Source organism: Bradyrhizobium sp., from assembly GCF_035701725.1.
Taxonomy (GTDB): domain Bacteria; phylum Pseudomonadota; class Alphaproteobacteria; order Rhizobiales; family Xanthobacteraceae; genus Bradyrhizobium.
In genome coordinates, this window is the sequence record NZ_DASSRP010000003.1 from 1 (window position 1) to 12,674 (window position 12,674).

Below are 12,674 nucleotides of genomic sequence, written 5' to 3' on the forward strand. Positions count from 1 at the left end.
ACGGCGACATCATGATCGGCGGCGACGTCGTCAACGACGTGCCGCCGAAGGATCGCGACATCGCGATGGTGTTCCAGAACTACGCCCTCTATCCGCATATGACGGTTGCGGAGAACATGTCATTCGGGCTGCGCCTGAAGCGCTATCCGAAGGCCGAGATCAAGGCGCGGATCGACGAGGCAGCGCGCATGCTGGATATCGAGGACCTGATCGATCGCAAGCCGAAGCAATTGTCGGGCGGCCAGCGCCAGCGTGTGGCGATGGGACGCGCCATCGTGCGCAATCCGAAGGTGTTTCTGTTCGACGAGCCGCTTTCCAACCTCGATGCCAAGCTGAGGGTACAGATGCGCATCGAGATCAAGAAAGTGCACCAGAAAGTGCGAACCACGACCGTCTACGTGACCCATGACCAGGTTGAAGCGATGACGCTCGCCGACCGGGTCGTCGTCATGAACAAGGGCCGCATTGAGCAGATCGGGACCCCGCAGGAGCTGTACCACAAGCCGGCGACACGCTTCGTCGCGGCCTTTATCGGTTCGCCCGCGATGAATTTTTTACCCTGCCAGCTCGAAGAGAACGCAGGCAGGCTCCACGTTCGGCTGACCGACCAGATCGCCTTTCCGGTGCCGCCGGCGCGCGCAGCACGGTACAAGGATGTCAAGTCAGGCCAGAAACTCTTGCTGGGCTTGCGTCCAGAGCACATCACGGAAGCGAACGGCCACGCCGCACCGGGTGTTGAGACCTTCGACGCCACGCTTGACGTCACCGAGCCGATGGGAATGGAAACGCTGATCTATTTCCCGCTTGCTGGCAAGCAAGTCTGCGGCAGGGTCAATCCCAACGCTGGGGCCTCCGATGGCCACGCGCTGCGACTGGCGGTGGACCTCAACAACATGCATCTGCTAAATGAGGCCACCGGCGCCGTCATTTAAACCGCGCAGCGCCGGCAGACGGGGCGCTAGTGTGGCGGTTTAGAAGTCCGCATCATTTGCGCCGCAGGTTCGTCATGCGGACTTCTGAACCAAAGCCACACTAGATCAAAAGGTTTGCTAGTGTCCCGTCGATTCCGAAGTTCGTAAATGTGGGGCCGCAAGATGGTACGAACTTTGGAATCGGGACACTAGGGCATGACAACCAACAAGAAGAAAATTCTTATTACGCAGACCATGGCCCCAGGCGGCCGTGCGATCCTCACCGAGCGGGACGACATCGAGCTCATTGAATTTCCCAATCTTATTTCGGCGCCCGATTTCGAGGCGCTGTTGAAGCAGCATGCGCCCGTTCATGGCGTGGCGCTCGGCGCGACGCGTTTCGGCGAGACAGAGCTTGAGGCCGCCAGGGATATGAAGGTCGTCACCCGGATCGGCGTCGGCTTCGATGCGGTCGATGTTCCCGCCCTCAGCCGGCGCAAGGTTCCCTTGATGGTGGTAGGCATCGCCAATTCACCCTCGGTCGCCGAACAGGCGCTGTTCATGATGCTGATGCTCGCCAAGCGCGCCAACGAATTGCATGCGCTGGTGCGGGACGGCCAATGGAGCGCGCGGCTCGGCAAACTGCCGTTCGATCTCTTCGGCAAAACCGTTCTGATCATCGGCTTTGGCCGGATCGGGACCCGCACCGCCAAGCGGTGTCAGGCCATGGAAATGAACGTGCTGGTCTATGATCCCTACAAACCCGCCGCCGAGATCAGGAACGCCGGATACGAAGCGATTGGCGAGCTCGACGCCAGCCTGCCGCGTGCCGACTTTGTTTCCATCCACTGTCCGAAAACACCTGAGACGATCGGAATGCTCAATGCGGTGCGATTGAAGCGCATGAAGCCGTCCGCCTATCTCATCAATACGGCGCGCGGCGGCATTATCGATGAGGCCGCGCTTTACGACGCGTTGACCTCAGGCAAACTCGCCGGCGCGGGGCTCGACGTGTTCAGCCAGGAGCCGCCCCAGGTTCCAAATCCGCTGTTCGAATTGCCAAACGTGATCATCGCCCCTCATGTGGCGGGCGTCACGGTCGAGGCCGTGGACCGGATGAGCGAACAGACCGCACGCAATATACTCAGCGCGCTCGATGGCGCGCCAATCCGGGACAACGTGATCAATCCGGATGGGCTCGATTAGGCAGCCGAGGAATTAACCCTTTGCCCGGAATATCACAGTCTGCCCGGCAAAACTCAGCCTCAATCCGCCGGATAAAGTGTTTGGGAGAATCGCGGAAGGGCCGCGACCCCTTCGTTTTGAGGACAAACCATTGACCGAAGGCGACCCGACCGATCATGCGCTTGCAACCATTGCGAGCATCCTGGATCAGCCCGCTGCTCCGCCGGAGGCTACAAAATCCGATGCCGGCGAAGCGCAGAGCCGGCCGGCTCCGAAGGAACCGGGCGTCGATGGTTATTCGAAATCCGGGCCCGGACCGATGGAGGCTGTCCGCTTCAAGTGGACGGTCCGCCGCGAGGCCGGGGACCGCTACTTCGTCGACGAGACCATCGGCGAGAACTCGCGTTCGATCACCACCGGTCCGATGTCGGCCGATGATGCCGTGCGGTTCGTCGACGATCAGGCAAGCGAAGCGCGGCAGCGATTTGAGGCCCTGCGCAACGAAATGGCCGGGCGTGCTGCCGCGGCCGATGTTCTTCGCAAAATGGGCGAAAGCTGAGACGCCCTATCCACCGACCTTGACCGCGTATTCCTCGTCGGTGACCGGCTCCATCCAGGTGACGTGATTGCCGTCAAGCGACTCCTGCATCGCGACATGGGTCATTGCGTTGGTCGCGGAGGCTCCGTGCCAATGCTTTTCACCCGGCGGAATCCAGACAACATCGCCAGGACGGAGTTCTCGCACAGGTCCGCCCTTGGTCTGGAAGCGCCCGACGCCGGAGAGAACGTACAATGTCTGCCCGAGCGGGTGCGTGTGCCAGTTGGTTCGCGCGCCAGGCTCGAAGGACACCCGGCTGGCGCGAATCCGTGCCGGCGCCGGAGCGTCAACGATCGGGTCCTGCCACACCGTGCCCGTAAAGCTCTCTTTCGGCGCGCGGCGGGTCGGCCGCGAGCCGGCCAAATGCAAATCCATGGTGATCCTCCTCTGATCAGGCTGATTTCTTCTCAGGCTTATTTCTTCGAGGCAGCGTAGCGCGCCTTGGTCTCGGCGTTCATCGGATAGAGGCCGGGCAACACTGCGCCGTTATTCACCTCATTAACAATCCAAGCCTCCATCCGCTCCTGTTCGACGCCTTCGGCCAAAACATGATCGAGGAATGCCTGGGGGATCACAACCGCACCGTCCTGATCGGCAACGATCACATCATCAGGAAAAATGGCAACGCCACCGCAGCCGATCGGTTCACCCCAGCCGACGAATGTCAGCCCGGCAACCGAAGGCGGAGCCGCATAGCCATCGCACCAGACAGGCAGGCCGGTGCCGAGCACACCCTCGACGTCGCGAACCACGCCGTCGGTGATCAGCGCCGCAACACCGCGCTTGACCATGCGCGCACAGAGAATGTCGCCGAAAATACCGGCATCGGTCACGCCCATCGCGTCGACCACAGCGATGCAGCCCTCGGGCATCGCTTCGATGGCGCCTCTGGTCGAGATCGGCTTCGACCACGATTCCGGCGTCGCCAGGTCTTCGCGCGCGGGCACAAAGCGCAAGGTGAAGGCCGGTCCGACCAGCCGCTTCTGCCCCGGCCGCAACGGCTTCGTTCCCCGCAGCCAAACATTGCGCAAGCCCTTCTTGAGCAGAACGGTGGTGATGGTGGCGGTCGTGATGTTCGACAGGGTTTTGACGGCTTCGGGGGCGAGGGACATCGAAAAAAACACTCCGGTAAGATGGGTGGCGCGCATCTTGCGAGACCCGCCCCGCGCGTCAAGGCCTGTCGGGCATTGCTGCCGCGCAGGAGGACGGTTGCCTAGCCCCGATCATCGTGCCTTATCGGAGGTTGTTGGATTAGTTTATTGAAGTCACAGGCATTTTTTGTGTTGAGGGGTCGCGTTGCCATCCCACCGATGCTAGACTTCGGCAAAATCCCGCCCGGGACAAAGACGCCTCGATCAGCAAATTTTCGAGGCCGGATTATCAGACGCTGAGTTGTCAGACGATGGTTGCGCCACTTTCTCCTCCCCGCCTCCTGCCGAGTGGCGATAGTGCAATCACGGTAGAATTCAGCCGCCAGATCGATGATGAAGCCAATCGCCGCGTGCTGGCACTTGATCGCCTGCTGACGCAAGAGCCGATTGCGGGCGTGTGCGAAACCATCCCGACCTATCGATCGCTTTTGGTCCACTACGATCCGACGCAAATCGACTTTGCCGCGCTCGGCCAAAAACTGCTTGAGCTGGCGCGGAGACCCGTACCGGCGTCGGAAAACGCCCGGGTCTGGCGAATTCCCGTCGCCTATGGCGGTGAATACGGCATCGATCTCGAGGAGGTCGCCAAGACGCTGAACACCACGCCGGACGACATTGTCGCGCGGCACGTCGCCGGCGAGTATCGCGTCGCCATGATCGGCTTCACGCCGGGGTGGTCCTATCTCAGCGGCCTGCATGAATTCCTGCATATGTCGCGGCGGAAAGATCCGCGGCTGCTGACGCCTGCCGGCACGGTTTCGATCGGTGGCGTGCAGACCGGCGTCCAGTGCATTGCCGGTCCGAGCGGCTGGCATTTGCTCGGTTGCACGCCGGTGCGGACTTATCAGTTGCACCGCGATCCGATCTTCCTGCTCGAGCCGGGCGACCGCGTCAGGTTTTATCCGATCGACGTCAAGACTTACGCCGAACAGGAGCGAGCGGTCGAGGGTGGCGAGATCGTTGCTGAATTGATTGCCGCATGACCAAGCTCGCTATTTTTTCGATTGGCCCGGCAAGCTCGGTGCAGGACGGCGGACGTTTCGGCGCGCAGCGCTACGGCCTGACGCCAAGCGGCGCGATGGACCGGTTGGGGCTCGCGGCGGCCAATTGTCTGGTTGGAAACCAGCAGTTTGCACCCGCGATCGAGATCGGACCATACGGGGCGACCTTCAAGGCACTCGGCGGTGCGGTTCGGGTGGCCATGTCCGGAGCGCCGCGCGGTGCCGAGCTTGCAGGACGTACCCTAGCCTGGAACACGTCGGTCACTATCGCCGATGGTGAGATGCTCAAACTCGGAATGGCACAGATGGGCTCTTTCAGCTATCTCGCGATCGAAGGCGGCTTTAAGGGCGAGCCGATGTTCGGAAGCTATTCGGTCAACGCGCGCGTAGGCCTCGGCAGTCCCTATCCCCGCCCCCTGCAGGCCGGCGATGAGCTGGAAGTGGCTGCTATCGCGGGTGCTAACCCCGAGCTTCGCATCGATATGCCGGCCGCTGAAGCCGGCCCGATCCGGCTCACGCTTGGACCGCAGGACGACGAGTTCAGTGAGGAGGCAATCCGTCTGTTTCTCGACAGTGACTGGAAGATATCGGCGACCAGCGATCGCATGGGCTATCGCCTGGAAGGACCTGTCATCAAGCATCTGCACGGCCACAATATCGTCTCCGACGGCACGGTGAACGGCAGCATTCAGATTCCCGGAACCGGTCAGCCGATCGTACTGATGTCCGATCGTGGGACGAGCGGCGGCTATCCCAAGATCGCAACCGTGATCTCGGCCGACTTCGGCCGGTTTGCCCAGATCCCCGCGGGGTCGGCGTTCCGGTTCAAGGCCGTCACCATGGAGGCGGCGCAAGCCGAGGCGCGCAAATTCGCAGAGCTGCTGCGCAGCCTGCCCGAGCGGCTTGGGGCGATCGAGAGCTTTGATCTCAACGTCGAAGCGCTGCAAGATGCCAATGTTGCCGGCAGCGCCGTCAGCGCGATGGACGCTCGTACCTGGCAAGTTGCCGATGCGCTATCGAGCCCGTAGCGTCGGAATGGTTTCGAAAGACCAATCAGCAAACGGACGAGAAAATGAAAACGGTCGACCTGAACAGTGATCTCGGCGAGTCCTTCGGCATGTGGCAGATGGGCAATGATGCCGCAATGATCGACGTCGCAACCTCGGTGAATGTTGCCTGCGGTTTTCACGGCGGCGACTACGACGTCATGCGCAAGACGGTCGAGCTTGCAAAAGCGCGCGGCGTCAGCGTCGGCGCCCATCCCGGCTATCGCGATATTCACGGGTTCGGCCGCCGGCCGTTTTACGGCATGAGCGCCCGCGAAATCGAAAACCTGGTCGCCTACCAGATCGGCGCGTTGCAGGGAGTTGCGGCGCTGGCCGGCTACAAGGTCACCCACGTCAAGGCTCACGGCGCACTGTCCAACGTCGCCTGCGAGGACGACACCACCGCGCGCGGGATTGCGGCCGGGATCAAGGCCGTCGATCCAAGTCTGGTTTTCGTCGTACTTGCCAACTCCAAGCTGGTTCAGGCCGGCGAGACCGCGAACCTGCCGATGGCACACGAGGTTTTCGCCGACCGTGCCTATGAAGATGACGGCAATCTCGTGTCGCGTAAGAAGGCTGGTTCGGTGCTGCACGATCCCAAGCAGATCGCCGAGCGCGTCGTGCGCATGGTGCAGGACGGCGCCGTGGTGTCGGTGACGGGCAAGGTCATCAAAATGCGAACCGACACCATTTGCATCCACGGCGATACGCCCGGCGCGGTCGATATCGCGCGCGGCGTTCGCCAGGCGCTCAAGGATGCCGGCATCGAGGTGGCGCCCTTCAAGAGGGCCGTCTGAATCACCCTGAACACCCTTGACGTGATCGCGCGCCGCGCCACGGAATGCGCGTGCTGTTCGTCTAGCTCCCAAGTTGGGAGCTACCGCTGCCTGAGTGTCGCTTCAAAAGGGATGAACCGAAAGCGTCCCGAACAGCACGCTCGCGATTAAAGCAAACGCACCATAAACGGCTGCCGCATGGACTCCCGTTCCGGTTTTCCGGGATAGCGAACGCGCATACAGATGCAAACGTGCTTCCGCCGATAGTTCGCGCATGGCCGATCTCCAACGTACCATGCGCGGGAGTGGAATGGCGATTAGAGGCGGAAACAAGACAGGACCGAAAATAGCGATACGGTTGCCCGAAGCCATCCGACTTCAGATAAAAATTCTCTGGTGTCGCTTCGGGCCGGAATTTTATTCGTTCAACTTTTTCGCAACTGGAACCGTCGGCGCGGAATCGTAGTTCCTCCGTCAGTAGACGTCCTGCTGATAGCGTCCCTTCTTCTTGAGCTCGCCGACAAAACTGACGGCTTCATCAGTCGATCGCGCACCGTGTTGCGCCACGATGTCGACCAGGGCGCGCTCGACGTCCTTTGCCATCCGCTTGGCGTCGCCGCAAACATAGATATGCGCGCCTTCGGCAAGCCACGACCACAACTCCCGACCTACCTCGCGCATGCGATCCTGCACGTAGAACTTCTTGTCGCCGTCGCGCGACCAGGCCAGTGACAACCGCGTCAGAAGTCCCGAGGTCTTCATGGCGTTGAGTTCGTCGGAATAGAAGAAGTCGCAGCTCGAGCGCTGATGGCCGAAGAACAGCCAGTTTCGCCCGGTTGCGCCGGTAGCCCTGCGATCCAATAGGAACGCGCGGAAAGGTGCGATGCCGGTTCCCGGTCCGATCATGATGATCGGGACCTTCGAATCCTGCGGAAGGGCGAAGCCATGTGCCTTTTGGACGTAGACCCTCACCTCATCGCCGGGTTGGATGCGCTCGGCCAGGAACGTCGAGGCGAGCCCCAGCCGCTTGCGCTTGCCGATCACGTAACGCACGCAATCAACCGTCAGCGACAGCTTGCCAGGCGTTGCGTTATGCGAAGAGGAAATCGAATAGAGTCGCGGCTGCAGGGCTTCGAGCGCCTCGACGAAGGCTTCAGGATGCGGCCTTACGCCCGAGAATTTCTGCAAGACCGCCATCACGTCGAGCGTCGCCGCATCACCGTCCGGGTCCTCGCCTTGCGCAAGTGCCCGCGCCTTCTCGCGTTGGGCGCCGCCGGTGATGAAGGAGATGAGTTCGAACAGGGAGTCGGGCGCGGGCGCGAGCGACACTTCGTCAGTCAGCACTTCGCGCAGGGTCCGGCCTCGCACCTGCGTGGTGTGGGAGGCGCCAAGCAGCGCGATGATCTGGTCGACGTGGCCGAGTTCGTTCTTGGCGAAAATGCCGAAGGAATCGCCCACCTCGTAATCAAGGCCGCTTCCGGAAAGGTCGAATTCGATATGCCAGGTCTCCTTCTCGGAGCCGGTCTTGTTGAGCAGGCGCCGCGAAACGAACTTCGCCGGCACCGGATTGTCGCGAGAACGACCGGGTTCGACGACGGGCGTTGCCACTGCGGGTGCGGCCGGCGCCGTCGCCGGGGTTGACGTTGTCGGGGGCGCCCTGTCGAGCTCCTCATAGAGCGACTTCAGCATCCGGGCGGTTTCCTTTCCGCCGGGAACGCACAGGTTCAGCCGTCCCTCTGCCTTGCTCGCGATCGCCTCTGAATAGTCTTGGCAATTGTAGCCGCACTGGCCGCAGTCCTGTTGTGCCATCGCCGCCATCATGCGTCGGCGCAGCGGACGCCCTTCGGCGAGCTTCATGCGCTCGGCGATCGGCAAAGTCTGGTCATGCCAAGGCGCCTGGCCATCGTCCCCGTCGCCCGCTCCCCCCGGCATCAGCGCGGCGCCCTGCTCTGCTGATAGCGGTGTCACGCTCTCGGTCAACAGGCCGGCAAAGAATCCATTAAGCCAGGAGCGCTGCGCTTCCGAGAACGGTGCATTGGAGGGAATGACTTCCATCCTTGGCGGAGGCGTAATCTGGTTCATGACGAAGTCTCCGCTTCCGGTAGTGGAATGGATTTGACATTCGCTCCCGTTCCGCAGCGAGTTCTGATAGCGAATGTCAAATCCCAAACTCCACTACGAGTTAATATTTTCTAGAGTCCCCTTAGTTCTGACATTCGTAAACAAGTTTGCCGCGACGGAGTACGAATGTCAGAACTGGGACGCTAGTTTGCGCAAACTCTCGCCGTCGTGGCGGCGCGCGAACGTCAGAAAAGTTTCGGAGGGGCTGGTGCGGTGCGCGAGATACGCCTTGAGCAATCTCTCGACCGTCTGCGGCGCGTCTTCGGCTTTCAAGTCGTGATAGACCTCCTGCCCGATATCGGCATCCGGACCAAACCCGCCGCCGGCGAACAGGTGATAGCCTTCGACCGTATCGTCGGATTCCCCAACGGGCACCTTGGCGGCGATCAAGCCGATATCGCTGATATAGTGCTGCGCGCAGGAATGATGGCAGCCGGTCAAATGGATGTTGAGCGGTGTATCGACCTCGACACGGGCATCGCACCAGTCTCCGATCGCCGCCGCATGCGCCTTTGTGTTGGAGGCGGCAAACTTGCAACCGGCGTTGCCGGTGCAAGCGACCAGCCCGGCGCGAACATTGGAGGCTTTGACGGAAAGGCCGATGGCCTCGATTGCCTTGACCGCCAATTCGACGTTCGCGTCGCTGACGCCTGAGATGAGCAGGTTTTGCCAGACCGTCAAACGGATTTCGCCATCGCCGAGATCGGCTGCGATTTTGGCGAGACCGCGCATCTGCTCGCAGGTCACTTTGCCGACCGGCAGCGTAACGCCGATCCAGTTGAAGCCGTCCTGCTTTTGCCTGTTCACACCGATATGGGCCATTCGATCGAAAGCCGGCCGCGGCGCGAGCGCTTCCGGTGGCACGCGCGTCAACGCGTGGCCGAGTTTGGCTTCCACCAGTTCGAGGAATTTCTCCATTCCGATTTTATCGATGACGTATTTCAGGCGCGCTTTGAGGCGATTGGTCCGATCGCCGGTATCGATAAACGCGCGTACGATCGCGTCCGCGACCTTCGTCGCCTCAGGCGGTTTGACGATAATCCCGGTCTCCTTGGCAAAGTCCTTGTGGCCGGTGATGCCGCCGATCCCGAGGCGAAACCACACCCCTGGCTCCACGCCAAAACCGTCCTTCACCTCGACCGCGGCAAAAGCGATGTCATTGGTGTCTTCCAGAACGGCGATCTTGCCCGCGCCGTCGAAGGCGACATTGAATTTGCGTGGCAGGCCGTAGAGGGAGCGATCGTTGAGGATGTGAAAGTGCCATTCGCGGGCATATTCGCGGGTGTCGATCAGTTCCTGCGGATCGATCCCGGCCGTCGGGGTACCCGTAACGTTGCGGATATTATCGGCGCCGGAGCCGCGCGAGCATAGGCCGAGATCCTGAATGCCTTCGATCAGCGCGACCGCATGCTTTGGCGGGATTTCGCGCAGCTGAAGATTGGCGCGGGTGGTCACGTGGCTGTAGGGGCCGCAGAGCCGCTCGGTGAGATCGGCAAGTCCTGTGAGCTGCCAGTATTTGAGAATGCCGTTGGGAATGCGCAGGCGGCACATATAGGAATCCTGCGCAGGCGCCACGTAGAACAAGCCATAATAGCGCCAGCGAAAATTATCCGCGGGCGACGGCGGCGCGTTGGTCAGCGCCTGTTGCTTCAGCCGCGAATAGGCATCGAACGGGTGTTCCTCGCGCTTGAACTTCTCCTGGTCCGCGAGCTTTTTGCCCGCGGCCAGAACCTGATCCTGGGCCTTGATATGGGCAGCGTCAGGTCCCGTCGGTTCGGCGTCGGTCTTGACCTGCGTCGAACCGCCGGGAAGACCACGGCCGCTGCGCAATATCTGGACCCCCGCGGCAAAGCCCTCGAGGTAGCGCTTCTGTTCGTCGGTGAAATCGACGGAAATCGTGTCAAGCTTCATTGGGAATTCGCACCGTCATTCCGCTGCCTGGGCCACGGGTTGGGCCGCCGCAACCAACGGGCCGCGCGGCTTGTCGGTTGAGTAGAGCGCAAGACCGGTGCAAACGAAGCCGCCAACCATGTTGCCGAGCGTGACCGGAATCTGGTTCCAAACCCACCAGTCGTAAAACCCGACCTTGGCGCCGAACAGTATGCCGGTCGGGATTGCAAGGGTCGTCGCGGCACCCAGTAGCGCTCCTGCCAGAATTCCACGGATCATCAAATCACGCGGCGGCAGCGCCAGCTTTCGCTGGCTGACGTCTATCATCGCAATGACAAGGTCGGCTGGTCTTACGTAATCCATATCGAGCTCCGGCTGCCTGCCAGTGGCGAGGCACAACGAGTGACTGAATGATCGACGGCCCCCGGCTCTGTCCCGGGTGATCCGATCAGCCTCGTTGCTGCGGAAATCCATCTCGAAATCGCCAGCGGACGTCGGCGGCACTGGCTGCATTGCAATATTCAAGTTGCGTGCCATACCGGCTGGAGCAAAAAAACCAAGTATTTTCAGCCGATTGTAGAAGAAATGAAGTTGGGTTCGCAAAGCGGAACCACTCGAATTTTGAGCACTTCGCTCATAATTCAAGCACAACTTCAGTGTGCTTAAGCGTTAATCAGGCGGTTAAGCGGGATGGCGACGCCCAGGTAGAGCAGCCAGGTAGGCTTCAATATTCAGTGGATCGAAGGCTGGCCCGGCGAAGGCGGTGACGGGTTGTGGGTTCGTCGGGCCCGTTCCGTCGCGCCCAAGGGCTTTCTCGTACAGATCAGGCCGGAACACGCCCTGCGCCGTTTTCAGCGCCTCGGAGCTGATGGGCGTCTGGTGCCAGCGCACCATCTGGGCGTAGAGCCATGCCGCCTGGAGCGGGTCAGGCGTCGAGGCATCCTCTCTTGCCAGCATCAAGTACCGGCTGCTCTCGCGGATGGTGCCGTCGGGCGCGACCTTCAGCCGCCCTTCCAGAGTGCGCAGGATGACCTCGGAATCGACGCCGATGTACTCGCCGCGCGCCAGGATCTGCGCGACCTCGTGTCGGTTGGCCGGCATTTCGGCGAATTCGGCAGCCCGGAACACCGCGCGAACCAATGCTGCCAGCGTTTGAGGATTTTTCTCCGCCCATTGCTGGCGCAACGCCAGCACTTTCTCCGCGGCGCGCGGCACGATATCCGAGCTGAAGTGAATGATCCGGCCGATGCCGCTGTCGACCGCGATCGAATTCCAGGGCGCACCGACGCAGAAGCCGTCAACCTGGCCGCCGGCAAGGCTGTCAACCATGAACGGTGGCGGCAACACCACGAGGCGAATGTCCTCGTCCGGGTCGACACCGCCCGCCGCCATCCAGAAGCGCAGCAGGTAGTTATGGGTCGAGAACGGAAACGTCATGCCGAACGTCAACGGCTCGCCGCCGCTGCGCCGTCGGGCGGCGACCACGCGCGACAGCGCCCGCGCGGTCACTAAGGGATCGGAGGGGTCGCCATCGATTTCGGCGCAGACCGCCGCGTAAAGCGCTGGAGACAAGGTGATGGCGTTACCGTTGAGGTTCAGCGTCAGCGGCACGACGACCGGCACTTTGACGTGGCCAATTCCGAGACTGGAGGCGATGGGAACCGGAGCCAGAATATGGGCCGCATCGAACAGACCGATATTGAGCTTGTCGCGGACATTCGACCATGAGACCTCGCGCACCAGCGTCACGTCGAGTCCTTCGGCTTTGGCGAAGCCCTTTTCGACTGCCGTGATCAGGGCCGCGGCATCGATAAGCGGTATGAAGCCGATCTGGAGCGCGGTCGTCATTTGAGAAGCTCCGAAGCGGTCAGGATCGACTGGGCGATTTCGCCGATCTTCTTTTTCTCACGCATGGCGGTGGATCGCAGCAACACATAGGCCTCGTCTTCGGTCAGACCTTTCAGTTTCATCAGGATGCCCTTGGCGCGCTCGATG

Annotated in this window: 13 protein-coding genes; 6 read left to right on the forward strand and 7 right to left on the reverse strand. The window is 61.4% G+C overall.

The features are described 5' to 3' along the window. The 3 genes from VFL62_RS00080 to VFL62_RS00090 all read left to right on the forward strand — a co-directional run. The coding region (locus tag VFL62_RS00080) for an ABC transporter ATP-binding protein (RefSeq protein ID WP_325170338.1) at nt 1–932 on the forward strand (932 nt) is incomplete at its 5' end. 195 nt (nt 933–1,127) lie between these two features. Continuing rightward, nucleotides 1,128–2,117, forward strand: coding sequence for a hydroxyacid dehydrogenase (locus VFL62_RS00085; protein ID WP_325170339.1), 990 nt, complete (start codon nt 1,128–1,130; stop codon nt 2,115–2,117). 130 nt (nt 2,118–2,247) lie between these two features. Further along, on the forward strand, nt 2,248–2,655 hold the full coding sequence (locus VFL62_RS00090) for a hypothetical protein (RefSeq protein ID WP_325170340.1): 408 nt from the start codon (nt 2,248–2,250) through the stop codon (nt 2,653–2,655). Between the two features lie 6 nt (nt 2,656–2,661). Here VFL62_RS00090 and VFL62_RS00095 read toward each other — a convergent pair whose 3' ends face one another. Next, nucleotides 2,662–3,069, reverse strand: a complete 408-nt coding sequence (locus VFL62_RS00095; RefSeq protein ID WP_325170341.1) for a (R)-mandelonitrile lyase — start codon at nt 3,067–3,069, stop codon at nt 2,662–2,664. Between the two features lie 38 nt (nt 3,070–3,107). Continuing rightward, nucleotides 3,108–3,806 carry a ribonuclease activity regulator RraA gene (locus VFL62_RS00100; RefSeq protein WP_325170342.1) on the reverse strand — a complete coding sequence of 233 codons (699 nt, stop codon included), beginning with the start codon at nt 3,804–3,806 and terminating at the stop codon, nt 3,108–3,110. A 290-nt stretch (nt 3,807–4,096) separates the two neighbouring features. Here VFL62_RS00100 and pxpB point away from each other — a divergent pair, with 290 nt between their 5' ends. From pxpB to VFL62_RS00115, 3 genes are read left to right on the forward strand one after another with little or no spacing between them, the layout of a single operon-like run. Beyond that, the gene (gene pxpB / locus VFL62_RS00105; protein WP_325170343.1) at nt 4,097–4,828 is read left to right on the forward strand and encodes a 5-oxoprolinase subunit PxpB; all 732 of its coding nucleotides are present in this window, start codon (nt 4,097–4,099) and stop codon (nt 4,826–4,828) included. Beyond that, nucleotides 4,825–5,874: a biotin-dependent carboxyltransferase family protein gene (locus tag VFL62_RS00110; protein ID WP_325170344.1), complete on the forward strand. Its 1,050-nt coding sequence runs from the start codon at nt 4,825–4,827 to the stop codon at nt 5,872–5,874. Before pxpB ends, VFL62_RS00110 begins: the two co-directional genes overlap by 4 nt. Before the next feature lie 44 nt (nt 5,875–5,918). Continuing rightward, nucleotides 5,919–6,689: a 5-oxoprolinase subunit PxpA gene (locus VFL62_RS00115; protein ID WP_325170345.1), complete on the forward strand. Its 771-nt coding sequence runs from the start codon at nt 5,919–5,921 to the stop codon at nt 6,687–6,689. 453 nt (nt 6,690–7,142) lie between these two features. Here the strand turns inward: VFL62_RS00115 and VFL62_RS00120 are convergent, their stop codons facing one another. The 5 genes from VFL62_RS00120 to VFL62_RS00140 all read right to left on the reverse strand — a co-directional run. Beyond that, complete coding sequence (locus tag VFL62_RS00120) at nt 7,143–8,750, reverse strand: sulfite reductase subunit alpha (protein WP_325170346.1); 1,608 nt, start codon at nt 8,748–8,750, stop codon at nt 7,143–7,145. A 168-nt stretch (nt 8,751–8,918) separates the two neighbouring features. Continuing rightward, the gene (locus VFL62_RS00125; RefSeq protein ID WP_325170347.1) at nt 8,919–10,700 is read right to left on the reverse strand and encodes a NirA family protein; all 1,782 of its coding nucleotides are present in this window, start codon (nt 10,698–10,700) and stop codon (nt 8,919–8,921) included. A gap of 15 nt (nt 10,701–10,715) precedes the next feature. Continuing rightward, on the reverse strand, nt 10,716–11,324 hold the full coding sequence (locus VFL62_RS00130; RefSeq protein ID WP_325170348.1) for a hypothetical protein: 609 nt from the start codon (nt 11,322–11,324) through the stop codon (nt 10,716–10,718). A 36-nt stretch (nt 11,325–11,360) separates the two neighbouring features. Next, a complete protein-coding gene (locus tag VFL62_RS00135) occupies nt 11,361–12,527 on the reverse strand; it encodes a CmpA/NrtA family ABC transporter substrate-binding protein (protein ID WP_325170349.1) in 1,167 nt (388 codons plus the stop codon). Next, on the reverse strand, nt 12,524–12,674 hold a 151-nt coding region (locus VFL62_RS00140; protein WP_325170350.1), incomplete at its 5' end, for an ANTAR domain-containing response regulator. The genes VFL62_RS00135 and VFL62_RS00140, both read right to left, overlap by 4 nt.